Origin of the sequence: Corynebacterium kroppenstedtii DSM 44385 (assembly GCF_000023145.1) — a bacterium.
Taxonomy (GTDB): domain Bacteria; phylum Actinomycetota; class Actinomycetes; order Mycobacteriales; family Mycobacteriaceae; genus Corynebacterium; species Corynebacterium kroppenstedtii.
On the sequence record NC_012704.1, the window covers coordinates 193,836 to 219,312 of the forward strand.

The 25,477-nt window shown below is 56.4% G+C and carries 22 protein-coding genes, 1 tRNA gene, 1 other RNA gene and 1 pseudogene; 12 read left to right on the forward strand and 13 right to left on the reverse strand.

Translation table 11 applies throughout. The features are described 5' to 3' along the window. Window positions 1–112: 112 nt before the first annotated feature. Window positions 113–201: transfer RNA gene (locus tag CKROP_RS00755), tRNA-Ser, on the reverse strand. Window positions 202–392: 191 nt separating this feature from the next. Between CKROP_RS00755 and ffs the strand changes: the two genes are divergently transcribed. From ffs to CKROP_RS00765, 3 genes are all read left to right on the forward strand, one after another. After that, an RNA gene (ffs, locus tag CKROP_RS11040) (signal recognition particle sRNA small type) lies at window positions 393–487 on the forward strand. A 449-nt stretch (window positions 488–936) separates the two neighbouring features. After that, window positions 937–1,641, forward strand: a complete 705-nt coding sequence (locus CKROP_RS00760) for a hypothetical protein (protein ID WP_012730830.1) — start codon at window positions 937–939, stop codon at window positions 1,639–1,641. Between the two features lie 139 nt (window positions 1,642–1,780). Continuing rightward, a complete protein-coding gene (locus CKROP_RS00765; RefSeq protein ID WP_041628711.1) occupies window positions 1,781–3,427 on the forward strand; it encodes a hypothetical protein in 1,647 nt (548 codons plus the stop codon). A gap of 11 nt (window positions 3,428–3,438) precedes the next feature. On the opposite strand, the gene dhaM is transcribed toward CKROP_RS00765, so the two are convergent. The 3 genes from dhaM to dhaK all read right to left on the reverse strand — a co-directional run bounded on the left by dhaM (window position 3,439) and on the right by dhaK (window position 6,131). Next, complete coding sequence (gene dhaM, locus CKROP_RS00770; protein ID WP_052292436.1) at window positions 3,439–4,239, reverse strand: dihydroxyacetone kinase phosphoryl donor subunit DhaM; 801 nt, start codon at window positions 4,237–4,239, stop codon at window positions 3,439–3,441. 227 nt (window positions 4,240–4,466) lie between these two features. Next, window positions 4,467–5,099 carry a dihydroxyacetone kinase subunit DhaL gene (dhaL, locus tag CKROP_RS00775; RefSeq protein ID WP_012730833.1) on the reverse strand — a complete coding sequence of 211 codons (633 nt, stop codon included), beginning with the start codon at window positions 5,097–5,099 and terminating at the stop codon, window positions 4,467–4,469. A 27-nt stretch (window positions 5,100–5,126) separates the two neighbouring features. Beyond that, window positions 5,127–6,131 (reverse strand): dihydroxyacetone kinase subunit DhaK, encoded by a 1,005-nt coding sequence (gene dhaK / locus CKROP_RS00780; protein WP_012730834.1) that lies wholly within the window; start codon window positions 6,129–6,131, stop codon window positions 5,127–5,129. A 198-nt stretch (window positions 6,132–6,329) separates the two neighbouring features. Between dhaK and trhO the strand changes: the two genes are divergently transcribed. Both trhO and CKROP_RS11855 read left to right on the forward strand, forming a co-directional pair. Beyond that, on the forward strand, window positions 6,330–7,220 hold the full coding sequence (gene trhO, locus CKROP_RS00785) for an oxygen-dependent tRNA uridine(34) hydroxylase TrhO (RefSeq protein ID WP_012730835.1): 891 nt from the start codon (window positions 6,330–6,332) through the stop codon (window positions 7,218–7,220). A gap of 327 nt (window positions 7,221–7,547) precedes the next feature. Continuing rightward, a pseudogene (locus CKROP_RS11855) lies at window positions 7,548–8,216 on the forward strand (trypsin-like serine protease). 157 nt (window positions 8,217–8,373) lie between these two features. Here the strand turns inward: CKROP_RS11855 and CKROP_RS00800 are convergent. Further along, window positions 8,374–8,955 (reverse strand): hypothetical protein, encoded by a 582-nt coding sequence (locus CKROP_RS00800; protein WP_041628712.1) that lies wholly within the window; start codon window positions 8,953–8,955, stop codon window positions 8,374–8,376. A gap of 94 nt (window positions 8,956–9,049) precedes the next feature. On the opposite strand from CKROP_RS00800, the gene CKROP_RS11400 reads away from it, so the two are divergent. Both CKROP_RS11400 and CKROP_RS00805 read left to right on the forward strand, forming a co-directional pair. Next, window positions 9,050–9,205 carry a hypothetical protein gene (locus tag CKROP_RS11400; protein WP_169302935.1) on the forward strand — a complete coding sequence of 52 codons (156 nt, stop codon included), beginning with the start codon at window positions 9,050–9,052 and terminating at the stop codon, window positions 9,203–9,205. A 627-nt stretch (window positions 9,206–9,832) separates the two neighbouring features. Next, a complete protein-coding gene (locus tag CKROP_RS00805; RefSeq protein ID WP_012730840.1) occupies window positions 9,833–11,443 on the forward strand; it encodes a YeeE/YedE thiosulfate transporter family protein in 1,611 nt (536 codons plus the stop codon). A 19-nt stretch (window positions 11,444–11,462) separates the two neighbouring features. On the opposite strand, the gene CKROP_RS00810 is transcribed toward CKROP_RS00805, so the two are convergent. Both CKROP_RS00810 and CKROP_RS11260 read right to left on the reverse strand, forming a co-directional pair. Continuing rightward, window positions 11,463–12,395 carry a hypothetical protein gene (locus CKROP_RS00810; RefSeq protein ID WP_148209598.1) on the reverse strand — a complete coding sequence of 311 codons (933 nt, stop codon included), beginning with the start codon at window positions 12,393–12,395 and terminating at the stop codon, window positions 11,463–11,465. Window positions 12,396–12,475: 80 nt separating this feature from the next. After that, entirely contained in the window at window positions 12,476–12,682 is a 207-nt protein-coding gene (locus CKROP_RS11260; RefSeq protein ID WP_148209599.1) for a hypothetical protein, read from the reverse strand. Between the two features lie 9 nt (window positions 12,683–12,691). Between CKROP_RS11260 and CKROP_RS11405 the strand changes: the two genes are divergently transcribed. Further along, complete coding sequence (locus tag CKROP_RS11405) at window positions 12,692–12,829, forward strand: hypothetical protein (protein ID WP_012730842.1); 138 nt, start codon at window positions 12,692–12,694, stop codon at window positions 12,827–12,829. A 4-nt stretch (window positions 12,830–12,833) separates the two neighbouring features. Here CKROP_RS11405 and CKROP_RS00815 read toward each other — a convergent pair whose 3' ends face one another. Next, on the reverse strand, window positions 12,834–13,154 hold the full coding sequence (locus CKROP_RS00815) for a hypothetical protein (protein ID WP_148209600.1): 321 nt from the start codon (window positions 13,152–13,154) through the stop codon (window positions 12,834–12,836). A gap of 206 nt (window positions 13,155–13,360) precedes the next feature. Between CKROP_RS00815 and CKROP_RS10465 the strand changes: the two genes are divergently transcribed. From CKROP_RS10465 to CKROP_RS00825, 3 genes are all read left to right on the forward strand, one after another. Continuing rightward, complete coding sequence (locus CKROP_RS10465) at window positions 13,361–14,029, forward strand: LppP/LprE family lipoprotein (RefSeq protein WP_012730844.1); 669 nt, start codon at window positions 13,361–13,363, stop codon at window positions 14,027–14,029. A gap of 212 nt (window positions 14,030–14,241) precedes the next feature. Next, on the forward strand, window positions 14,242–14,733 hold the full coding sequence (locus tag CKROP_RS11265; RefSeq protein ID WP_148209601.1) for a hypothetical protein: 492 nt from the start codon (window positions 14,242–14,244) through the stop codon (window positions 14,731–14,733). Next, on the forward strand, window positions 14,717–15,994 hold the full coding sequence (locus tag CKROP_RS00825) for a hypothetical protein (protein ID WP_148209602.1): 1,278 nt from the start codon (window positions 14,717–14,719) through the stop codon (window positions 15,992–15,994). Before CKROP_RS11265 ends, CKROP_RS00825 begins: the two co-directional genes overlap by 17 nt. A 31-nt stretch (window positions 15,995–16,025) precedes the next feature. Here CKROP_RS00825 and CKROP_RS00830 read toward each other — a convergent pair whose 3' ends face one another. Continuing rightward, a complete protein-coding gene (locus CKROP_RS00830) occupies window positions 16,026–18,311 on the reverse strand; it encodes a fructose-specific PTS transporter subunit EIIC (RefSeq protein ID WP_012730846.1) in 2,286 nt (761 codons plus the stop codon). A gap of 361 nt (window positions 18,312–18,672) precedes the next feature. Between CKROP_RS00830 and CKROP_RS00835 the strand changes: the two genes are divergently transcribed. After that, window positions 18,673–20,622, forward strand: coding sequence for a BCCT family transporter (locus CKROP_RS00835; protein ID WP_081429367.1), 1,950 nt, complete (start codon window positions 18,673–18,675; stop codon window positions 20,620–20,622). A 55-nt stretch (window positions 20,623–20,677) separates the two neighbouring features. On the opposite strand, the gene CKROP_RS00840 is transcribed toward CKROP_RS00835, so the two are convergent. From CKROP_RS00840 to tgt, 4 genes are all read right to left on the reverse strand, one after another. Then, complete coding sequence (locus CKROP_RS00840) at window positions 20,678–22,057, reverse strand: GntP family permease (protein ID WP_012730848.1); 1,380 nt, start codon at window positions 22,055–22,057, stop codon at window positions 20,678–20,680. Then, window positions 22,057–22,593: a gluconokinase gene (locus CKROP_RS00845; RefSeq protein ID WP_012730849.1), complete on the reverse strand. Its 537-nt coding sequence runs from the start codon at window positions 22,591–22,593 to the stop codon at window positions 22,057–22,059. The genes CKROP_RS00840 and CKROP_RS00845 overlap by 1 nt, the downstream gene beginning before the upstream one ends. Window positions 22,594–22,894: 301 nt before the next feature. Beyond that, on the reverse strand, window positions 22,895–24,085 hold the full coding sequence (locus CKROP_RS00850) for a glutamyl-Q tRNA(Asp) synthetase (protein WP_012730850.1): 1,191 nt from the start codon (window positions 24,083–24,085) through the stop codon (window positions 22,895–22,897). Between the two features lie 25 nt (window positions 24,086–24,110). After that, on the reverse strand, window positions 24,111–25,394 hold the full coding sequence (gene tgt, locus CKROP_RS00855) for a tRNA guanosine(34) transglycosylase Tgt (RefSeq protein WP_012730851.1): 1,284 nt from the start codon (window positions 25,392–25,394) through the stop codon (window positions 24,111–24,113). Between the last annotated feature and the right edge of the window lie 83 nt (window positions 25,395–25,477).

Genomic DNA, 25,477 nt, shown 5'->3' on the forward strand with positions numbered 1-25,477 from the left:
TCCCTTGGGCTGGTCCGCTGGGCCCGTGTTCTTTCTATTCGTATAACCCGGCGGAAACCCTGTGTATGCGAAAAACCTAGCCGCCCAGTGTCTACTGGATGGCTAGGTTTTGTGGCGGAGGATGTGGGATTTGAACCCACGAGGGTATTGCTACCCGCACGCGTTCCAGGCGTGTGACATAGGCCGCTAGTCGAATCCTCCAAGCGTGGAACGCACCTGAAGTCCGCGTTCCGGTGGGCAAGCCTACCGGATGTTATGGGCATCGACAAAAACAGGCCTTGTAGGGCGTCGATAATGGGAATGTTGCGGCCATGTAGTGCGCTATTTTCCCAGCGGAGGGGAGGGATTGCTCTGGTGGGTGGGAATATGCGCCTCTGTGGGTTAGTATGGGGGCCGGATTCCGCGCGGCGTCCATCTTGTGAACTCCCCCAGGGCGGGAACGCAGCAAGGGTCAGCGAGCTCTGACGGGTGCGTGGGGTCCCCTTTTTATTTCTGCCGTTATGCCTGGACGGTGTTGGCTCGCCACGGTGTGTTGCGGCTGGTTGTAGTGGGGAACGGCTACACCGTGGGAATTGCATATTCGTGGGAACCGATGACTAGCTCCGTCGTCTAAACCGACGCGAGAACATTGCGACAATAATTTCTAAAAGCCGTAGACGAGCAGGTATCTATCTGGTAACGTCAACGCCGAAAAATAGGGGTTTCGCAAGTTTCCGTATTTGTTGGAACTTGTTTATTTAAAAGTTTTGTACCATTCCGTTTAGTTGTCGTTCTGGCTGTTGGGGCAAAACGTAATTGGGGTGTCTGGCTATTCGGAGTGGGTAAACTTTATAACAATTATGTAGGGGGATTGGTGCGGGGGATTGCTATCGCAACAGAAGTGATAGAGAACGGAATATCGGACGTTCGCGTATCGTCGGAATCTCTCTAAGCGTTGTGTCGATTGCTGCTGCAGCATTGTTGGCGGGATGCTCCCAGTCTGATGGTTCTGGTTTCGGGGATATGGAACCTGTGGCAGCGAATAGTGAAGATATAGATAGGTTTGGACCGTCGGAACCTGCCACTTCTCACATCAACCCGGCAGAAGAATTGTTCTCAAAACGGAAGGCGATCGGTTCTACAAGGCCCGTTCCTGAAGAAATTAGGTCGGGTAAAGGGAAAAACAAGGATCGTCCTTTGTGGGAGCGCCCGGAGGTATTGGCTAAGTATCCGGTTAAAGCAAAGAAGAATCCCGATGGCTCCTATGACTACTCAGATCCACGTTTTGAGAACGCCGATCTTTGTGAGGATGCCCCGCCGGGATATTGGGAAGGGCTGGGGTACCGAGTGGTAGGGCCGGGTTACATAAAACTCCGAACGTTAAAGAATTGTGTTTTGCAAATTGGAGATGGAAATTGGTCGGACGGTTTTGGCGTCACTACCGATAAATTAGATAAAAGAAAAATTGTAGATTCTCGATCAAAACAGTATTCACCATCAAGATATGACCAACCGAAAGGTGACGATGATATGAAGGGCTGTGTTTCTTACATAGAAACATCTATTGGTCGTGTTGGATTTGGTTATGTTGATTTTGATCAGAAGTTGGATTATGTGCAGCTATGTGATATTTCCCGAAAAGGATTAGAGAGGATTTTATAAAATGAATTTATCCATAGACCCTTGTTCATTAGATACAGCTGTAGGAGAGCTAGAGGCAAGCTCTGAGCCTAAATTTAACAAATTATTGTCTTTAGCCTTTTCCGACTCGGGGGAATATACCGGTGAGCCTGGATTGCGAATGCTGGGAGAACAACATTTTCAGGTCGTCAGCGGCAAGGTCGGGAGCGCGAGGCACACCTTGCTACAGTTGCGTCAACTCATCCGCTGGTTAGCTGACGGTACGAAGGAAATGCGGGGTGCGTTTGTTGGTCAAGACGACGCCTCGGCAGCAATTCTGTGCGGGCTTAAGTCGATACAAGCTGTAGATTTCACGTTTCCGGCTCGTCCGGACGGCGAATTTAGCCCCTTTGACTTTTCGGAGCCTATGTCGGGAGATGGTGATGATCCTGCTGCGGTGCTCGCGATGCTCGACGCAGGTAACGATAGTGATATTTATGCTCTTGCCGACTATTGGCATAACCTGTCTATCTCCTTGAACGAGACCGTCGACGCCCTGGCACGAGCCCGTACCCGGCTGGAAGAGAACACAGGAGAGTCTATTGATGCCGCGGCCGGGTGTTTTAGCCAAGTAATGGCCACGGCTCAGATTTTCGCTGATAACGCCACTGCCATGCACGCTTCCGTCTCCCAACTACCTCATATTCGGCAGGCTGCCCGCACACAGATCGCTGCCATCGAAGCCGAGCACACTGCAGCGGTCGCCGCAGCCACCAACCCCGCCGGAGTACAGGCAGCCGGGGAAGCAGCACGGGCAGCCACTCGAGAGTTCATGACTGGCCCCTATCAAGCCATGCTGACCGCGGCGGTGCCACCACTGCGCAACCTCACCGAACGCCCCGACGTCGGCCAGGGTGGAGGACACCTCACCGTACAATCGCCATCGCCCATTAACAGTCCTAGCACCGTACCCACTACGGTCACCCCAGCTATGGCTGCAGCTGGGGCAGTTGGAGGAGCACCCACCGCAAACAACGCACCACTTAATCCAACCCAACCAGCAACGGTCAGTGCAGATAACGTCGGCACAAATTCCACCCATCCCGCACCAGCACCACCCATCACGCCAGCCGCGCAAACATCACCCAACCTGGCGTCCAACGCAGATAGCGGACCCCTCGGCACCGCACCAACCTCAATTAACCGAGACAACGCTCGCGTTGCTCCCGGTGGTGTTAGCGGGAACGCATTCCCCCGGTCACCAGGGAATACTCCGTCACCTGGCTACACTCCTCGCACAACCCAAACACCGGACCGCAACTTGCGTTCTAGCACACCGAATAACGGGCTCGGTACTACCAACCGCACCCCGATTAACGGCGGACACGCCCCACACGGCAACGGCAACTATCCACGCAACGGAGTCAACGGGTCAGGTCAGCTCAGCAAGCCCGGCGAAATTCCGCGAAACAGGAGCGTCATCATCCACCCCGGACCAGATACGCCCATGCCCCGGACAGGCGACAACCCCCACTACCCAGGCTCGACGCCAGGGGAAGGTAAAAACACGGCACCACATTATGGCCGTGGAGCCGCAGCACCATCACCCACCGGAGGTGACGGTTCACGCCCCGCGATGGGCAGGATGGGCATCGCGCCCATGGGTGGCTACGGCAACTCCTCTAAATCCCAAAAACAAGAACCAGAAGGGAAATACAAGCCCATCACCAGCGAATTCGAGGCAGAATACAACCTGCGACAACTCCGAGGAGACATCGGGCTCACCACACCCCACGTCATCGGCGCGCAACTGCGGGAACCCAAATAATCTCCGAAAAGCTACTCGTCCAGGCCGGCCGCGATAGCGTCGGCAATCGAGTCAATCAATGCTTTCTCAGATCGATCACCCGAAACAGTAACCTCCTCGCCGCACTCGGCGCCCAAACCCATCAGGGACATCGCCGAGTCAGCATCCGCGTCGTTGACCAAGATGCCTTCCTCTGAGTCCGCGGCCATCTCCGCCAACTTCGCGGCAGGGCGCGCGTGTAGGCCGGCCTTATCCGCGACCTTCACACGCCGCGAATAGCCGCCACCGTTCGCATCGTCGCTATTCGTGCTGTCGCCAGCTGCATCTTCGCCCGGCGCGGCTGCCGAATCACCACCCGCGCTCTCAGATTCGAACGCGGAAATCGCACGTCGAGCCTCGCGCTCCACACCATCCAGATCCTGGCCCTGCTGGGCAGCAACGGCTCCGGCAACGGTGGCCTCAACAAGCGGGGCGTCAATAAACCGAACGGGCTCGTCGTCGAGCATGTCCACAACCATCTCGACCGTCATGGTCGCAGAGCCCAGATCGGTGAAAATAGCGCAGGCCAAACCTGCGTCGACAACCTTATTAACGGCGGCCTCAATGGCGTCATATGAGGTGCCGATACCGCCGCCATCGGGGTTGTCCTTATCCTCCGGGCCGGCATCCAAACCACCCGCCGGAACGATCAGCACATCCTTAGCCATTTGCGACGCCAGCAGCGCCAAACCATCGGCCAAGCGCTTCGAGTGGGACACCACCACGACGCCGACCTGCGGCGACTGTTCGGAACCTTCGTTTGCGCCAGACGCAGCGTCGTTATTGCTTGTCATCATCGTTCCTTCCGTAAGTCCGTCCTCCGTAAGTGTTCCCTCCGTCGTTGTTCTGTTCGCCGAGCTATCTGCAGAGCTACGTGCGGCCTCGTCCGCGGAGCTATCTGCCGCCGTCTCGCCTGCAGTCGCAGTTGATGCCGTTGCAGCCGCCGCGTCACCAGCAACCGCACGCGGTTTCCGAGCTTCCTCCTCGAGGCGCTGCAGCACCTCGCTCATCGCGCAACCCACTACGCATCAACGGCTTTGGAGGCCTCGGCCAGGAAATACGCAGAGCTCGTTGCACCGGGATCCTTGTGCCCCACAGAGCGTTCTCCCAGGTAGGAGGCGCGCCCCTTGGTCGCAGTCATGTCCACCGTGGCTTCGGCGCCCTTATTCGCAGCATCAGCAGCCGCGCGCAGCACCTCGGCGGGGCTCTTCCCCTCATCCGCAGCAGACCGCGCCGCCCGTGCCGCCGGGGCCCAGGCATCAACCATGGTCTTCTCGCCCTCGGTTGCCTTACCCCGCTTTTCGACGCCGCCCACCGCGGATTCCACCACGGAGGCAACCCCGTCGGCGTCCAGCGCATCACCCGACACGGCCTTCGCCGCGTACATAAAAGCCGTGCCCAGCAGCGGCCCGGACGCCCCGCCGACCGTCGACATCAGCGTCTTCGCGGTCAGCTTAAAAACGCCCGCAATGTCCTGAGGCTGGTCGTCGTCCAGCTTCTTCACCACGGCCTGGAAACCGCGGTCCACGTTTTCGCCGTGGTCGGCGTCGCCAATAGCTCGGTCTAGATCGATCAATTCCTCGCGATGCTCGCTAGCGGCCTCGGCGCACCCGCGGATCCACCGTTCAGCCCATGCCTTATCCAAATCTGACATTGTGTTCCTCCTCTGATTTATTCCGGTTTATTTCTGGACGAATGCCGGCGTCTCGGCGGGATCGTCGTACAGGGAAAGCAGTTCATCATCGACGCGGAGCAGCGTGACGGACACACCCTGCATTTCCAGGCTGGTGACGAAGTTCCCGACATCGGACCGCTCGAGCGTCACCCCGAGGTCCGATAGCCGCTGCGCCACTCGTCGGAAAACGATGTACAACTCGGACAGCGGCGTACCGCCCATGCCGTTGACCAGCGCAATAACGCGATCGGACTTCTTCAGCTCCAGATCCGCGACAATGGGGTCGAGCAGCTGATCCGTGATCTCATCTGCGCTGCTCATGGGGACTCGACGTCGGCCAGGCTCGCCATGAATGCCCACACCCAGCTCAATCTCACTGTCGTCGAGGTCGAAGGACGGCTTCCCGACGTGCGGCACGGTGCAGGACGTCAACGCCACACCCATCGACCGCACATTTTTAATGGCGTTCTGTGCGACGCGTTCGACCTCGTCGAGGGACAACCCGCGCTCCGCCGCGGCACCCGTGATCTTCTCGACCAAGAACGTGCCCGCCACCCCGCGTCGGCCAGCGGTAAACGTCGAATCCTCGACGGCGACATCGTCGTTCACGATGACCTGCCGAACCTCGATGTCCTCCATATCGGCCAGGTCGGCAGCGGTATCGAAATTGAGCACGTCGCCGGTGTAATTCTTGACGACGAACACCACGCCCGTGCCCTTATCGGCGCTCTTCGCTGCTTCGAAGATCGGATCGGGCGTCGGTGACGTGAACACGGGGCCCGGAACGGCGGCGTCGAGCATCCCAGTGCCGACGAACCCCGCGTGGAGAGGCTCGTGCCCGGAGCCGCCACCGGAAATAACGCCCACTTTGCCCTGGTCCTTGGCGTTCTCAGAACTCCGGGTGACAAACAGCGGGTCGGAATTGACCGTGACGAGCTCGGGGTGCGCCAAGCCCAGCCCTTCGATGCTCTCCGTGACGACGTCGTGCGGGTCGTTGATTAGTTTCTTCATAAACCTGGCTCCTAGGTGTCTGTGTGCTGGCTATTTCACCATCGAGTGGCTCTGTAGTTCCTGTTTTAGTGCGTCGGTGTTCCGCAGTCTTCGTAGGCCTAGGTTACTCGCGAAACCGGGGTGTTGAGGGGCAACGAGCTGCTTGTCGGAGCCTCACGATTTCTTGGGTGTAGCAGGTGTCTTATTAGAATCGGCAGCATGTCCATGCCGAAAATTGTGCTGTTTTATGTGTTCACGCCATTAGCCGACCCTGAAGCGATTCGTCTGTGGCAGAAGGCTTTGGCAGAGAAATGGAATCTCAAGGGCCGGGTCATTATTTCTAAAGATGGCATTAATGCGACGCTCGGTGGGGAACTTAACGACGTTAAACGTTATTGCCGTGAAACGCGTAGTTATGCGCCTTTTAAGAACGCTGATATTAAGTGGTCCGAGGGTGAAGGGGATGACTTCCCCCGCCTGAGCGTGAAAGTCCGCCCGGAACTGGTCACGTTCGGCGCTGGCGATGAGCTGAAGGTGAATGAAGAGGGCGTGATTGGTGGCGGCACGCATCTCAAACCGGAGGACCTCCATCACTTGATGGATGAACGCGGTGATGACGTTGTCTTTTTCGACGGCCGCAACGCCATGGAGGCGGAAATCGGTAAGTTCCGTAATGCTGTGGTTCCCAATACGACGACAACCCGCGATTTCTTGAACGAAATTGAATCCGGAAAGTACGATGACCTGAAGAAACGCCCGGTGGTCACGTATTGCACGGGCGGTATCCGGTGTGAGGTTCTCTCGGTGCTGATGAAGAATCGTGGTTTCGAAGAGGTCTATCAGTTGGATGGGGGAATTGTGCGTTATGGGGAAGCGTACGGTAATGATGGATATTGGGACGGATCGCTTTATGTATTTGATAAGCGGATGCATATGGAATTTGGCAGTGGTACGGAATCCTTAGGGCATTGCGTTGAGTGCGGTAAACCGACGGCACAATTTGTGAATTGCGCAAATAACGACTGTCGGAAGCTATTCCTCCGCTGCGATGAGTGCACGGCTGCGCATAAGCATCAATATTGCGGGGAGTGCGAACCTGCGCTGGTGTGATCCATAAAGTGAGATCTGCGTAACTTTTACTCGCCGTCAGTGGAGCTAGCGCTGACGGGGAAATAGCCGGGCTCCGCACATTGAAAGTCCTGCTTGGGCACGTTTTGCGGCGCGGGCTTCCGTAGTTCCCGTGCGCTCCAGCCTCTCGAGATGTCCGCCACATTTCACTTGTTAGACGTCTTATGTAGCTGATGTAATGCAAAGTGATTGAAAGTAGATATAGAGTCCGAACGGATATCGAGGGCTAACAAAATCTTTTTAGCTCCTCTGCGTCCCATTGTGTCGTTTCGGATAGATCGTGTTAGGTAGAAATTGAAGATCAAGAAAATGCTTGGCGTTGTAGCGTGCGCCGTAGCTGTCGCCGCGGGCAGCATACTTGCAGCCCCGTCGGTAAGCGCGGTGGAGAACGGCTACAACGCTGTTTACGAGCCGTGGTCGGCTGAAGTTCTCATCGGCGGGATTTGTACTGGTTCCGTGGTGTCGGACCGCTGGGTCCTCACCGCTGCACACTGCCTTGGCAACAGCCATGGCCCCGGCGGTCATGTCAAGATCGGCGAGCACGCTCAGCAGACGTTCAATGTTGACCGTGTTGTTCGCGAGCCCGGTGGAGCCGATATGGCTCTTGTCCGCACCGACGTATCGATGGGCGTTCGCCCCATCATGCTGCCGTCGCCTGGTCCGGTTCCTAACTAGCCGGGTCAGTTCACCGGTTGGGGCCCGGGTCGTTTCCCCGAAACCCAAGGTCTAGCCTATGTTTCGGGTCCGACGCAGGGTCCGCGCCCTGGTAACGCCGATATGTTCGAGACGAAGTCCATTATTGGTGGCCAGGAGCACGGCGACTCTGGCGGACCGTTCCACATTGGCCCGGTTATTTACGGTGTTCTGTGCTCGACCAGCGGTAAAGATGCCGATGGAAAGACCATCGCGAACTACACGAAGGTTGATCAGTTCCTCCCGTGGATTTATGGCACCATCTTCACCCAGAGCTGGCCGTGATGGGCTAATAGGACCAGGTCATTCGGCCTGGTAGATCTCTGGACCCGACGTATCATTTAGTTTGAAAGGTCATTGGTGCAGTCTTTTGCTGAGACGCACTGATGACCTTTTTTGCTGTCGCTAGCTACGGTTGCCGATGCTAACGACGGGTTAATAACTAGCGACGGTTCTTGGCTCGACCCTTATTCTCAATTGTCGACGGTTCTTGGGGGTAGTTAGTCGCGGTCTTCCCCAGAGTCAAAAGGAATAACGAATGAGGATCCCAATTCTTCATTGCCACAGCTATTGGCGCGGTTTCTCTTTTTGCGGTGGCATACGTGGGTGAAACGCAGCTCCAATCGTCGGTGGCGGAATCCCAGAATTGGAAATTGCTGCTGCGCTCTCCATCCCGGCCTCCATCGCCTTGGGGGGGGCTCTTCTTGAGCATCGGCGCAGTCAATATCGCCTTTTCTACTACTATCTGGTAAGTTTTCCCGCCAGCCCCTGGGGTATCGCATTCTCCTGCTGAACTGCTAGTTGAGTTGTTATTCGAGCTGTCGGAATCGTCGCTTTCTTCAGTTGGGTCCGTCGCTGTGTCATCGTTATTAACGGTGGGATTGATCGCGACCTTCCTCGGGGCAGGCTCTGTGGTTTCCTGCCCGGGGGCGGGGTTAGCGGAGGGTGTCGCCCCTTTAGACTGCGTTACCGATATGACGGGTGCTGCTTCGTCATTTTCTGCCCATTGTGGTCGTTGGACCACACGTAGCTCGCTCCACCAATTGCTCCGCCGAGCAGCACGAGTATGCCAACAATACTGGCGACGCCTTTCGCACCGATGCGGTTAGGTTTTGTGTTTGCGGAAACAGTGGTGCTTCCATTTCCGCCATAGTTATTTCCGCTTGGAGCATTTCCGTATTGAGGAAACCCTCCTTGAGAAAACCCTTGGTTTGGTGCTGGTTGTTGTGGTGTCGGCGGTTGTTCCCATTGGGGTTGGTTGGGCGATTGATTAGCAAATCCGGGAGCGCCTTGCCTCTGTGGTTGCCCTTGTGAGTTGTTCGGGTTGTTTACCGGTGGGAATTGCTTTGTTTCGTTGTTTTGACCGCCCGCATTGTTCCACGTACCTTCGGGATTATTGGGCGGAAATTGGGTGTTCTCGGGATCATTGTGTGGCTGTTTTCTGATTCGTCGCTCATGGCGATTCCTCGTTCAGTGGAGTAGGAAGGCTGGTGAGTTAGGGACTAGTTAGTTGCGTATTCAATTGCGCGCTGACTTCACCGCGTTGTCACTCTTCTTCTTAGTAAAGCGGACGTGAAGCTCACTTTTTATTTCCCACGGCGCAAGTCTGTGTTATATACCCGTTTTTGTGGGGAACAGTAAGGAAAATCCGCGCACGTCCTGATCTCTCGCGCGTTCTCTCATGCATCTCCACCCGAGCCAGAAATTGCGCCGTTCACTACCGCTGCAAAAGCTCTACACAAAGATTATAGACAGATCGGTCTATTTGAGGCTACTCTAAGCACGAACATGATGGCGTCCACGTCGGTGGTCGCCATGTATGACAGTCGTTACGTAGGACAGATGTCCTCATCCACCAGGTGCCACGCGTCAGGCGTCGCCTATTAAGCGGAAAGGTTGCCATGCTTATTACCGGTCTCGTGCTTGGAACGGTCCTTGGTTACGTTATGCAAAGGGGTCGCTTTTGTGTCACCGGTATGCTGCGTGACATCTTCACGCTGAAAACATGGCGCGGATTCGTGGCGCTCCTCGTCGTGATCGCCGTCCATGCAGTGGGCTTAGCCGCGCTAACATCGCTGGGCGTCATCACCCCGGAGGTCGACGACTTCGCCCCCTTCGCCGTCATCATCGGCGGCTTCCTCTTCGGCGTCGGCATTGTGTTGGCCGGCGGGTGCGCGTCGGGAACCTGGTACCGCTCCGGCGAAGGGCTCGTCGGGTCCTGGATCGCGCTGCTCACCTACGGTTTGTCGGCCGCCGCGATGAAAGCGGGCGCGCTACAGGGGATCAACAGCGGGCTCCGCGAATACACGGTCCCGCTCACCACGATTCAGCAGTCACTAGGGGTGTCGACGTGGGCCTTGGCTCTCCCGCTGGCCGTGCTGACCGCGTTCCTCGTCGCGAAGTTTGTCCGTGCCGAGGCAGCTCAGCCGAAAATCGCCCAGCTCGCGGCGAAGAAGACGGGCCTCGCGCACCTGTTGGCGGAAAAGCCCTGGCACGTGTACACAACCGGGGCGATTGTCGGTGTGCTGGGCGTCATCGCCTGGCCTCTTTCCGCTGCGACGGGCCGCAACGATGGTTTGGGAATCACAACACCCAGTTCGGACCTGGTCCGTTTCGTGACGACGGGTGACGCGACCCGCATCAACTGGGGAGCTCTCCTGGTGCTGGGGATCCTGATCGGGTCGTACCTGGCGGCGAAGGCGTCGGGGGAGTTCCGCGTGCGAGTTCCGTCGGGAACCCAGTCGGTGCGGTCGGTCGCCGGTGGTGTGCTGATGGGTGTCGGCGCTGCGTGGGCGGGTGGCTGCACGGTCGGGAACGGCATGGTGCAGACCTCGCTGTTTAGCTACCAAGGTTGGGTTGCTTTGCTCTTCATCGCGCTGGGGGTGGGGTTCGCCGCGAAGCTGTGGCTGAAGCCTGCCGAGCCGATCAATCCTCAAGATCCGGATGGCTACACCTTGTCGCCATCTACTGCCGACGCTACCCGCGCGGCTAGTGCTGGTGGCTTGGCTGTTACCTCTGCCGGCGACGCTGACTTGACGCCTGAGCCTAGTGGAGTCGAGAGCAGTGGAGTGTTGGCTGAGTCTGGTGATCGTAAGAGTCCTGAACGCGAGCCTGTGTTGGTGGGTACCTCCGCGGGTGACGGTTCTGTCGCTGATTCCGAGCTGGGTGTCGGAGGATTCGCGACCGCTGTTGGCTTACCGGCGGTGTCTGTGCTCGAGCGCCCGGCTGATGGTGGCCCTAATGACGTGAGCCCAAAGCTTCGCGGTGGTTTACGTCGTGTCGGTGAGCGGCGGTTTGTCCTGGATACGCTGGGGGCGGTGTGCCCGTTCCCGTTGATTGAAGCGAAGGCCGCGATGCAGCAGCTCTCCAGTGGGGATGAACTGGTCATCGACTTCGATTGCACCCAGGCGACGGACGCTATCCCGCGATGGGCGGCGACTGATGGTCACGAGGTCACGAACTTCGAGGCCACCGACGACGCCGGATGGACCATCACCGTGCGGAAAGGGTAAATCGATAGTGTCTTAGCCTTTAGAGGTAATACTGCCTCGGTGTATAAACAATATTTCCGTCGCTGTCTTTGCACGAGGCAGCACCAGGTATTGCATTTGGATCTTCGTCGTCCTTGTAGACCACCTCGTTAGGTTTACAAGTCCAGCCGTTTTTATCCGGGGCAGTTGATTCTTCGTAATTATCTGACGAGCTTCCAAAATGCCTGGTATCCACGTAATTTTGCATCGCTTCAAAGGTATGGGAGCAATCCACATCACCTTGGTGGACGAGTACGGGTGCTTTTATGGTCTCGTCGTTGTATGTAGCGAGTGGTGCCTCGACGTCGCCACATTTGGATCCGGTGACGCCTGTGCCATCGCCTTTGCGTTTGGTAATGGTGTAGCCCTGATCGGTGAAGTCGATGCGATTATTATCGACAATGCATGTCGCTTTTTTATCCTCAAATACTCCGCATACGGTGTCATGGAATGGGGCTTTTTCTCCAGGGTGGAGAACCCCGCCACCATAGTAGAAATCTCCATTGTCTTTGAATTCCTGCTGAGGATAAACGAACTTTTGTTCTGAATCCTGTCTTGATCCTGCACCTTCAGCTGGATCGTGTTTATCGGTTTGGAAGCAGTCCAGCATATTCATCATGTTCGCTGAAAAACCGATATAGCAATTGAAATTGGTGTCAGCGAGGCGGAAACCCACCCCATCACCACCGCCGAGAACATCTTTTCCGATGGGCATATCGTCAAAGAGATGTGTGTACGTTGTTGGTTCACTGGAATCGTCATTGGTCGTGTAGTGGTTGTAGGCCACGCCACCACCCACCACCGCGCCACCGCCAAGGATCGCCGCGCCGATAAGGCCTTTTGTTGATGTCAAGACGCCGGTGGGTCCACTTTTGGAGGCTCCACCTGCAGCGACTTTGCTTCCGCCTGCTGTAATCGCGTGTGAGCCACTCACCGGATCTGGTGGCCCTGCGGTGAAAGCTTGGGAACCGCTCACGGGGTGGGGTGGTCCTGCGGTAATAGCTTGCGAGCCACTCATTGGATTAGGCGCTGTGGGGTGAGGCCCTGTGATAGTGCCGTGTCCGCCGGGTGGCGTACCTGCTGCCGATGCTCCTCCGTCATAGTGGGGACCGACGGGGTGATGTGGCGCTGGTTGGTGCGAGCCGATTGATCCGCTAGCTCCTCCGTCGGAGGAGTGGTGGGGTCCCCAGCCAGATTGACCTTCGGACGTAAGACGCTCAATCGACGGACGTGGGAATTGAGAGCGACGCTTGTCTTCTTCGCCCGTCCGTGGCGTCGGCTGTGGACCTTGCTGTGGTGGTTCTTGCGGAGGCTCTACAGGTTGCCAAAATTGTTGCGGGGGCTGGCTCCCGGGCCAGGGTTGATTAGGCGGCTAGGGCTGGTTCCCCGGCCAGGGCTGGTTGACAGGCTGGGGCGGATTCCCGGGCGTTGGAGGATAGTTGAATTGGCCATTCGGTGGTGGCCCATTAAAACCCTGCGGCCCATTAAAGCCTTGAGGCGGAAAGGTCGTCGTGGGTTGTGTGTCGCTCTGCGTTCCAGCACCCCACTGCCCATTGCTCTGAGCAGTTTGCCCATTGGGCACGTTGTTCTGGTCGTTGGGTACGTTGTTGTTCTGGGGATTGTTACCGTTCTGATTCTCGGTGTCTCCCCAAGCTTCGCCGCGGTGTTTTTGTCCCCATTGTTGTTCGTTCATATTTTTCATCCTCCTTTATTTATTAAAACGTTGAGGAGGGTTGTTGGTATTACATTCTGCATAGGCGTCCTAAAAGAAACTGATTTGTTATTCGCTTGTCATCTGTTTGTGATGCCGACAATGGGGGCTTCACTTATGCTAGGAAGTGTGTATTCAATTTCAGTACGCATTTAATTCCACCGTGCGGTGATGCGAGGTCGAAAAGCATGAAAGTGTCATCGTCCCACGTAGTCAAGGGCATTGCGTTATTAGCTAGCGTGGTCGTGCTAGCTGGATGCAACCAGGGTGGTGATAACGACAACTCTCAAGCCACTGACCAGCCGACGTCCGAGGTAACGAAGTCCTCCATCGCTACTCCGAGTTCTGAAAACGCGGCAGCGTCAGAGGACAGTAGTAGTGGCGCCGCGGAATCTGACGAGCAAGATGCAGATAGCGACAACCAAACTGCTGCTCAGCAGCGAAAAGATCAGGAAAGCGGCACCGACAATATTGCGGCACGGGAGTATCAAGACCACGCGGCTGAGGTTCCTCCACCTTCGTCGGGAGAATGGGATATTGATCTCTCCTCTTTCCTTGAAAATCAGCCGTGTGCGGCGTTGTCTTGGGCAGTATTAGTGCCCATGAAAATTGTTGACGGCAGTCCGCCTACGCAGACCATGCTGTTCCACAACGGACGATTCATAAAAACTGTGTCCCAGAAAACTACATACTCGCCGGATGTCTCGCGTGTTGATGATTCGACGATCAATGTGAACTGGAAATGGTCCAAGCCAGGGGACCCTCTGGCCGAGAAAACTGGTCGATCATTTGCTACGTTCCGTTGGGATGATCAATCCGAATCCGTCGTTATGGAAGGTGAATTACCGCCAGACTAAGTCGTGTGTGAAACCTCCCGGCGTTATACGTAATTTCGCCGGGGGTAATCCGGGGGATCGTGTTATCGATCTAAACATCTATTGGCCGCTGCGAAACAGGCTCAGAAACTAAGATTTTAAGCAGCAGAGCTGTATTCGGCGGTCAATAATTTCCAAACAATGGGTTCAATTACCGCCGCGTTGTCACACATCTAAAACAAAGGCGGGTTGTCATGCACCACCGAGATAACGTCCGACGGTATTTCCCCTACGCTCATAAATCACGGCATGTACGTAAGTCGTCGCATTCACGTTTCATTTCCGCCGCTATTGTTACGCTCTCTATTCCGCTGGCTAGCGTCGCCGTCGCCAATGGTGCACCCAGTGATTCCCCGCAGCCTGATATTCCGGCGTCTTCACAACCAAACGCGATGTGCGTCCCTTATCTCGGCGATATCAGTAAAGGGAATGGGCAGTTCCCTCTAGGTTTGGTCGCGCCTGATTTCGGTGATGAGGGTTATGATGTCTTACCCGTTGCTAATGGTAAGAATCTGCCGGAAAGCATCGACTTGCGAGACAATCACCAAGGTTTCAACGAAAAAATTGATGTTGCCCTCCATAAGGGATCATTGGTGGTTCGTCACCGAGGAGAAGAACAATGGCGGCATCTTCCGACCCCCCGATTGTTTAGATGGAAACATTGTCAGTATGTCCATCAACGGTGATTCTCTCATCGCGCTGGATAAAGATGGCTGGATGTACACGCTGAGTAATTTGCTTTCGAGCCCGACACGATGGGGTTGGATCAGAGCCTGGGGAGGGCCCGTGTGGTTGGGCAAAGGATTGCAATCGCCCACCACTGAGGAAGGAAAATGGTCGTTTACTCTGATCGACAACAATGTGGATAAAACATATTCCACCCCCGACGGCAAAGAACAACCAATCTCGTACGCAAAAGTCACCCAAGTAGTCGCACTCGGCCAAGACGGATCACATCTTTACAGCCTTGATCCATGGCTTGCGCGTGATTATTCCTACGAAATCGGTACGCCATTTAATTCGCGTTTCCAGGCCGAATCGGTGTCAGCGTCAGGATCGGTCATCTTTATTACCAATAAATACGGTGATATGTACACGAAATTGTCCGACTATGACGTACGCGGTGCCGACCCAGCTCAATTCCGCTACCAATGGAACGACCCCAATAATCCGGACGAGCGCCCGTCGGCAACTAATGCCCTTCAACAGCGATTAGATAACAACACAGCGCCGATAGCGATTGAAGGGCAAGAGTGGACTCACCAGCCAAAAATTCCTGGCACGATCACGAGCAGGATTTCTATCCACACGACGGCACCAGGCTCAACGAACCGCGAACTCAGGGTAGAGGGCACGAATTCGGATGGTGAATCGGGTTATTGGCACAAAGCTCTTGACGATAAAAACTGGGCCTTCACCGCAACCGGTCTACCGCTAGAGGGGAGGAAACTTGAAAACTCCTCCGCTGATCGAAGAACAGATACATTGGCGGACGAATCTCCCTTTAGTTACGAGGGGAAAGTAACCGACAATGCGTCATTAAGCATCGATCACTTTGCCTATGCAAGTGAGAACCATGACATCACCGTGACGGTTAATGGTAAGAAGTATCCGCTGCTCCTAGAGACCGTCGATGGTCGCCTGGGAACTCCATTATCGCAGCGTGTGTCACCAGGTGAAGGGGAATTCGGAAGCAGGCCTGCCGGATTGGTTGAAGGAATTCCACGAAATTACGTGGCAGCGATACGTGTTCCGCAGGAAACTAAGCAGGCCGCCGAACACGACCCCGAGTTGAAGAGTTTTCTGGAAACCTACCTCAAGGGTGAAGACCCGCACCAAATATTTGCGCGGGTCACGCTGAGTGAATTCCAGATTATTAATTCACTAGTGAAGGATGTGGCGGTACCGGCTCCCGGGGCCGTGGCAACTCTCAAATCAGTGGACTAAAGCCGGATACCTCTTCACTGCTTATCGGTGTTTATAGGTTTCCCACGGCCTTCCGGACAGCGTCGACTATCTCACCGCGCGTCGTCGCGTCGCGGAGGTGAGTGCGGAAATTGTCTCTCATCAGGGCACGGGCAAGTTGGGCAAGAATCTTCATGTGTTTCTTATTCGCTCCTTCAGGAACGGCAATGAGGAACACAAAACGTACGGACTTGTCATCCGGGCTGTTCCACTCGACGCCGTCGTCTGGAATCCGGGCGAACAACACCGTCGGCGTTGCGACGCCAGCTAACCGCGCATGAGGAATGGCCACTTCATTTCCCACCGCCGTCGTCGATTGCTCCTCGCGAGCTAGCGCTGCCTGGATCACTGCTTCACCATCGGTAATTCGGCCGGCGGTGACTGCGTGGTTTACCAAACCGCGAATGACATCTTCGCGTTTTCCAGAAGGCGCATCATCGTCCAGGACAACGAGCGTTTCGTCGATAAGGTGGGGAGTCTCTGACTCCTCAGCAGGTTTGGCGCCGGAAACAACACCGGCAGGTTCAGAGGTGCTAACAGCGCCAGTGTTCCGCGGGCTAGAAGCACCAGCATCACTCGCGTTAGACGTGGACGTCGGCGAATGCTCACTTCGAGACATGCTTATGCGCGTCAGCCCGATCATGACGGCGACCGTCGTCGCGATACCAGCGAGCACGGCGATGAAGAACCACACAACGCCGTCGATAGCTCCCAGCACGGCAACGATAGGTCCGCCGTGCATGACGTTATCTTTCACACCCCATAAACCGGCGAGAGCTCCCGCGACGGCCCCGCCAATAACATTGGCCGGAATAACCTGAAACGGACGAGCCGCTGCAAAAGGAATAGCGCCCTCGGTAATACCAAAACATCCCATGATTAGGGCAGCTATGCCAGCATCTTTTTCAGGCTTAGTAAACCATTGTCGGCGAATAAAAGTAATAATGCCCATTGCCAGTGGCGGGACTGCAATAGCCGCGGCGTTCATCCCCATTGGTGCAGCATTGCCGGCAGCAATTAAACCGCCACCGAAAAGAAATGCCGTTTTATTAAACGGGCCACCCATGTCAAAAGCGATCATTGCACCCAAGACAGCACCCAGCACCACAGACGACGTCCCATTCATGCTGGCTAGCCAGTGCGTCAGGTCGTCGAAAAGCGATGCAATCGGCGCGCCAATGACATAAATAACAAGCAGGCCGACAATGAGTGTGGTCACAATCGGAATGACAATAATCGGCCAAATAGGGGCCACATACTTATTAACGGGAATTTTTCGAATAGCCAAAGCTACGTAGCCGGACAAAATACCCGTGACAATGCCACCAATAAATCCAGTGCCCGCCTCGGAGCCATACAGTGAACCGGTTACAGCGACCATGCCGGTAATAAAACCGGGTGCCAACGCAGACCGGTCCGCAATTCCTTCCGCGATATAGGCCGATAACACCGGCACCATCAGGCTGAACGCTAGTGTGCCCAGCTGATTAATGTCGTACCAAAAGCTGTCCTTTGGTATTTGCATACCTTCCGATGTTGGGTGGCCACCCAAGGACAACGCCACGGCGATGAGCAACCCGCCCGTCACCACGAAGGGGATCATGCGCGATACCCCAGCCATCAAGGCTCGATAGATCACTGTTGCGGGGTTCAATGATTCGCCGCTCATCGATCCACTCGCCGATCCGTTCATCGACGTTCCATCGGCGTCGGGGGAGAGGCACCCGGAACCTCCCCGACCACCGGTTCCCGCGCCATGGTCACCGTCGCCACCCTGGTTCTCCTTGCCATGCTGACCCCACCGCGGAGCGACCAGCGCGCGCCGAAGAAGATCTTCAGGATGGCTGATCGCGGCATCAACACCCGCCGTGACCAGCCGTTTATTCACAAACCGCTCTTTGTCAATCGCAATATCCGCCGCAATAATCACGGCATCCGCCGCCGCGATATCCGCATGAGAAAAAGCATTATCGACGCCGATCGATCCGTGAGTCTCCACCTTGATCGTCGTGCCAGCCTCCTTGGCCGCAGCCTCGAGTTTCTCCGCGGCCATGTACGTGTGCGCGATCCCCGTCGGGCACGCAGTAATCGCCAGGATTGTTGATCCCGCGACCGAGGGGTTCTCTCCGTCAACGGCGCTGCTCCCGTTAACGGTGCTCTGGTCAATGGCGGCCGTTCCCCCTAATGACGGCTCCCTATTTCCATCTGTACTCATGGGAACGACTCTAGTTTTTGAAACTCCGGCCGGCTCGACCGAGATACATTTTCGATTCGATTTCGATTCGCTCGCTATACACATTCGCCAGAAACTCGAGGTAATACGACAGGCGGTCCGGAAAAATCCTGGGGCGCGACGCACCGACGCACGGCACAAGGAGCCGGTAGGCGGAAAACTGAGGGAAAGCGACACCTAGAGCCCGAAAAGTGCGGGGGAATATTCGGCCCAAAATAAAAGTGCGGGGGGATACGGCCAATTTTCGGCCATTTTTCGCCCATATCCCCCCACAGTTTTCACAACCGACCCCTATATGCCCCCGCAGTTTTCCAGCACGCGGACACACTTTTGTCGTATAACCCAAAACTCGACACACATACAGGAAGTCGAAATACATATCAGCCGGAAAACTGACTTAAGACGCCAATAGCTATACCGTTATTAGATGGCAAGGGAGGGTTACACCTCCGTCGAACTACGAAGGGCTCACGCTGTGCCAGCCTCATCTCATAGCTCCCCGCCGGATCAGTCCGGTTCCTCACCCCGCCAGCACTCTGCAGAATCACCGCATCCGCGCCGCGGCACTCCACAACAGGTCGCCCAGGCGCTTAAGCGAGCCGTCAACCCGGAACCTCGTCTGCACCCCGGGCTCATCCCCGGCCTCAGCGTCGAAGACACGGACCGGAAATTCCCCACCAACAAAACCGTGTTCGTTGTCGCGCTCACTGTGGCCGTGGCGGTGGTCCTCTGGGCGGCCGTCGCGCCGGGGAGCATCAGCGTCGTCGGCGCTGACATGCAAGAATGGATCACTACTCACTTCGCGTGGCTGCTGGGCGGCCTCATGATCGCGGTCCTTCTTTTCATGCTGATCGTGGGGTACGGCCCCACCGGGAACATCAAATTGGGTGCTGACGATTCCCGCCCGGATTATTCCACCGGATCGTGGATCGCCATGCTCTTTGCTGCGGGCCTCGGCATCGGCTTGATTTTCTACGGGCCGCTGGAACCACTGACGCATTTGCTCGACCCGACGCCCGCCACCGACGCCAAGTCCGGCACGATGGCCGCGGTGTTGCCGTCGATGTCAGCGACGATCCTGCACCAGGCCAGTTTGGCGTGGGCGATTTATGCCTTCGTCGGCGGTGCCATCGCGTACTCGTCGTACCGACGCGGTCGCCTCTCACTCATTTCCTCCATTTTCGAGCCTGTCTTCCCCGACGGAACGCACAAAATTCTGGGAGGAATTATTGATATTTTCGCCGTCCTTGTCACTCTCTTTGGAACGGCGATTTCCCTCGGCATCGGCGCCCTACAAATCCGCACAGGAACGTCGCTATTAACAGGAAAAGAAATTCACGGCAACGCTTTCCTGATTGGGGCGATGGTTCTTCTTACCGTGGTGTTTATTTTCTCTGCAGTAAGCGGAATTAAACGCGGAATCCGGATGCTATCGAACGCAAACATGATCATTGTGGTGGCATTGGCTGCTTTCGCATTAATCACCGGCCCCACCTTGTTCATTCTGGATCTTTTCCCGACGTCTATTTACGCGCTGTGCCAAAACTTCACGGCGATGATGTCCATCTCGCCGAGCCAAGGCGATGCCGAGAAAGAATTCTTGACGTCGTGGACCACGATGTATTGGGCGTGGTGGGTGTCCTGGTCGCCCTTCGTCGGAATGTTTATTGCAAAAATTTCGAAAGGACGAACGCTGCGCCAATTCACCACTGTGGTGATTTTTGTCCCTGCGCTCATTTCCACCGCGTGGTACACGATTTATGGCGGCACCGCGATGTGGATGAACATGAAGGGCCCTGGTCTTGAGGTTAAAGGCTCGGGCGAAAACGTGATGTTCGATCTGCTGGATAATCTTCCTTTGACACCCATAACATCGACCGTTGTTCTTATTGCGGTCGTGATCTTCTTTACGACGGCTGCTGATTCCGCCACCAACGTGGTGGGGTCGATGTCTCAGTCGGGGCGAGCCTTGCCGTCCACTCCGATCACGATCATGTGGGGCGTTACCCTGGGGCTTATCGCGATCTTCCTGCTGCTGGCCGGTGGTCAAGATGCGCTGTCGGGATTGCAGTCAATCATGGTGACCAGCGCGTTCCCGTTCGTGTTCATTGTCATCGGGATCATGATTGCGTGGGCGAAGGACCTGCGTCAGGATCCGTACATGATTCGACGCACCTACGCGCGCGAAGCCATTTCGCGTGGTGTGCATCGCGGCATCGACATGTATGGGGATGATTTCGTGTTCGGCACCTCGCGTGTTCCGTCGGAGCAGGGGGCGGGTGCCGAGTTTCATAGTGACGATCCGTCCTTGACGGATTGGTATGTCGACCATCGAGGTGCGAGCACCGAGGGCGATGACGACAACGAAAACGGATAACGCCGTAGAGAAAATAACCCCGGCGAAAGCGCAAACTCGCCGAGGTCACATAACGTCAAATAACCAGGCTGAGCAGCATAATCGAAACCAGCCCCGTCACCGAGAGGATCGTCTCCATAAGCGACCAGGTTTTGAATGTCTGCCCGACGGTCATACCGAAGTACTCTTTGACCAGCCAGAACCCGGCGTCGTTCACGTGTGAGAGGAACACCGAGCCGACGCCAATCGCCAGCACGAGCAGGGCCGTGTGCGTGTCGGTCAGGTTGGCGGCTGCGGGTGCCATGATTCCGGCGGTGGTAATCGTCGACACGGTTGCTGAACCGGTAGCTAACCGAATCGCCACGGCGACCAGCCACCCGGCCAGGATGGGGGAGAGCCCCACACCGTGGATCCAATCGCCGATGACCGTCGCCACACCCGTTTCGACCAGCGTTTCTTTGAAACCGCCACCGGCTCCCACGATCAAAAGAATCCCCGCGATGGGCCCGAAGGAACCGCCGGCGACGTCGGATGTTTCTTTCAATGAATGTCCGGTGCGCAGCCCCAGCATGATCATCGCGTAAAACGTCGTAATGAGCAGGGCAACCAGGGGCTCGCCGACAAAGTCGAGGGCATTGCCAAATGCGCTTCCTTTGTCGATGCCGATGGTTTCCTCGACGGTCCTGGCCAGCATCAACACCACGGGAAGTAAAATAACGGAAATACCGACGCCAAACGAGGGGCGGGACTCGCGCGGAATATTTTTATCCGTGTCGAACGTGTCCGGCGCCGGCACGGGAACCCACTTCGCCATGAACCTCGCGGAAATCGGGCCAGAGATAATGACCGTCGGGATGGCGACGATCAGCCCAAGACCCAAGGTCAGCCCGAGGTTGGCGGACAGCGAATCGATGGCAATCAAGGGACCGGGGTGCGGTGGAATCAAACCGTGCAAAGCTGACAACCCAGCGAGCGCGGGGATGCCCAATAACACCACCGGGGCGTGAACACGCCTCGCCACCAGCATCACTACGGGAATGAGCAGAACCAGGCCGACCTCGAAGAACAGCGGAATACCAATCAGGAACGCCAGCGTCGCCATCACCCAGGGGAGGCGGTGCTCAGAGGTGTGTTCGAGGAATGTGTCAACAATTTCATCCGCCGCGCCGGTCTCAACGAGCAGCGCGCCAATAATCGCACCGAGCGCGATCAGAACCCCGACGCCGCCGACCGTCGACCCCATTCCCGACGAAAAAGCGGTGAAGGTATCAGTTAGCGTGATACCCGCCAGGAGCGCCAGCGCCCCAGAGCCGACCAGCAGCGACAAAAACGGGTGCAGTTTCAGCCACGTGATCAGCACAATAATGAGCGCAATGCTCACGCACGCTGCCATGATGAGCTGCCCGTGGGAGGCGTGCACAGTGACGGTGGAGTCAGCTGCGAGCGGAGTGAGCATCACACGTGACCTCCGGCGTCGGCACTTCGCTGAGCAATGGCCAGCACCTGTTTGTCCAGTTCCTCAATGGTTTGGGAAATGTCGAGGGTGATCCCGTTCTCGTCGCCCTCCAGCGTTTCCAGCGTGTCGAACTGCGATGGCAGCAGCGAGCGGGGCATAAAGTGGCCCGACCGCAATTCCATCCTGTTCGCGATGAGTTCCATCGGGCCATCGAGGTGTACGAAGAGCACATTGCCGTGGGCCTCGCTGAGCAAATCACGATAGGCGCGTTTCAGGGCAGAGCAGGTCACGACGGTTGACTCGCCGGCGTCGCCGTGCTCAGACATCCAATCCCGGAGGGCCCGCAGCCACGGCCAGCGGTCGTCGTCGGTAAGCGGAATCCCAGATTCCATTTTCTGGATATTCGATTGCGGGTGAAAATCATCGGCCTCCGCGTAAGGGAAGCCGGTCGAATCATGGAGATGCTGGGCAACGGACGTTTTCCCACTGCCACTAACCCCCATGACGACAATATGGAGAGGCACTGAAAGGTCCATAGTCGTTCCTTGTCGATATGTGGTTCGGCTCACTTAATGCCGCGTAGGAGCCGAGGATCACACCTAACCGTACTCATGAACCGGACATAACCCACGCATGGCTGGGGCTTCCTCCCGTATTTTCACCCCCGACATTGGCTCATCCGTTGGAGTGAGCGGTAAATCGTGCACGTGAACGACGGTCATACAGTCACGACGGTTACCCCCGCTGTGGCCGCGTTCTTTACCGGCTATACCGCCTATACCGGCGCGGGGTAGGTGAACCTTATTGCTGCATTATTGCAGCTGTCTTATTGCTGTTTTATTGCGGAGGCGTCCAGACGACGGGTTCATGCGACATCGCTTCGAGGTCGATGACCTGCAAAAGTTCGGGTGCCGACGCACACTCCGAGTGGCCGAGGGACCGCGCCACCCACGCCCATGCCGTGTCGTGGCCAAGCTCACGCACCGTGACCGCACCGTCGCGCTTCGCTAAGCGTTTGAGCTGGTGATCGGTGTTCTCATGGCCTTTCATTTCTTGCTTCGTGACGACGAGGGGCACGTGGTTGTACCTCCAGCGCGTGGGATGAACAGCCGGCGTGGCGGAGGTAGTGGCGGAGGTAGTGGCGGAGGTGTGAGTAGCCCACGGGTGCAAAGCCGTGGCCAGGAAGTTTTGGGCGGGCGCGGAGGAGAGAAGGTCATCACCGCGCGTGATCTGGTCAACGCCCATGGTGAGGTCATCGACGACGACGGCCAGGTTGTACGCCCAATTGCCGTCCCCGCGGTGAAGGACGATGTCATCGACCGGGCCTGAATAACCGCTGGGAACACTAGATTGTGTGGAATCGGACGATGGTGCGGAATCGAGCTGCTGACCGTACGTGGCGAAATCTTCGTGAATAGTCCAGAGCCCTGGGGCGGTGGTGTGACTACCGTTCGTGGCGTAATCATTACCCACGACGGCCTCGTACGCCGCGTGGGCGTTGAAACGAATTGCTGGTTTACGCCCTTGTTCAGCAAGTTTGGCGCACTGCTCGTGGCGTTCTTCGTCGGTAAGGTTTCTGCACGTCCCGGGGTACATTCCGGGTGCCACATGTGGCGCGCGCGATGCTTCCCGTATATCTTTCCGCGAGCAGTAGCATTCATAAACCCAGCCGCGTTCGGCTAGCCAGTGGAGGGCCTCGTCGTACAGAGGAAAGCGATCAGATTGTTTGATGGGCTCGCTGTCCCAATCCATGCCGAAGGAGGCAAGATCCTCCATCTGGTCGAGTGCGGCGCTGTCGTGGGAGCGCTGTTGGTCGATGTCCTCGATGCGGTACAGCATGCGCCGGCCCGTTGAATGCGCGAAAAGCCAGGCCAGGGTGTATGTACGCAGGTTCCCGAGGTGAAAATCTCCGGACGGACTTGGGGCGAAACGCCCCGCGCCAAGTTTTGAGGGCTCTTCAGGTGTTGAGTGCGCCTTAGGTATTGAGTCGGCCCCCGGCGCTTGCGTGTGTTCCCGTGCTATACCCACTGTGTATCGCTATTTCTGTTTTCCGCTATTTCCACTCTGGTGCGCGCCCACCATTGGCATAATACCGACCGAGAAATTCATCGCGGTATTCGTGGAAACGGCCCTCGATAAGAGCTTGCCGCGCATTATGCACCAGTGACACAATGAATTGAATGTTATGAATACTGCACAGAGTTCCCGCTAAAAACTCTTTAGCTTTGAGCAAATGGTGAATATACGCGCGAGAATACTGGCTTACATACCCTTCTATTTCATCATCTATAGGACGGAAATCGCGGGTAAACCGTGCTGTCTTCAAGCTCAATCGGCCGTCTAACGTGTAAACGCCTCCGCGCCGGCCCAGCCGGGTGGGGGAAACGCAATCAAAAGTATCTGCCCCGGCCTCTATGGCGGTGAATAAATCATCGGGCTCGCTAATTCCTAATAAATGGCGTGGTTTATTCTCTGGCAACACGTCAGTGACCCATCCGACGATGGTTCCCAACGCACTTTTCTCCAGAGCGCCACCGATTCCGAAACCACCGAATCCACGACGGCCCTCAGCCTCGAACTGGTCCGACATATCGACCAATGATTGCGCAGCGTGGCGTCGTAAATCTTCATATTGGGCGCCCTGAACCACACCCCACAAGGATTGAAGTGGCTTACCGGCGCGGGTCTCCGTCAGCCGGTTATGTTCCTCGAGACACCGCTGAGCCCAACGCCGGGTTCGCTCCACCGACTCCTCTTGATATTCCCGCGAATCCATGAGCGTCGTCAGCTCATCAAACGCGAACATAATATCGGCGCCTAATCCATGTTGGATTTGCATCGATTTTTCGGGTGTAAAGCGATGCTTGGACCCATTAATAACGCTGCGGAAATTAACGCCATCCTCATCGACATGAGCGTAACGCTCTTTATGCCGGGCTTTTACATCCTCGGGTTTAATATCCTTGGTGTCCATGGCTAACACCTTTTTAAACCCGACGCCCAAGCTCATCACCTGAAATCCACCAGAATCGGTGTACGTCGGGCCATGCCAATTCTCAAACTTGGCGACGCCACCGGCCTCATCGACCAGCTCGGGCCCGGGCTGAAGATAAAGGTGGTAAGCGTTTGAGAGGATCGCTTGAGCACCGGTTGCTCTGATTTGCTCTGGAGTGAGCATTTTTACCGTTGCTTTAGTTGCCACAGGAATAAAAGCTGGCGTGGGAATATCGCCGTGAGGAGTATGGATCACTCCGGCACGTGCTTTCCCCGCGGAATTAATGACGTCGAATGACGTATCGGTGGCACGTGAGCCCGCTACGGTAGGGGATTCAGTCATGACAGCAAGAGTAGCAACGGCACGCCCACGGTTACGAAGCTCAGTGGCATGGGCACGTTTCGGCTGTGGTCAGCGCGCGGAAT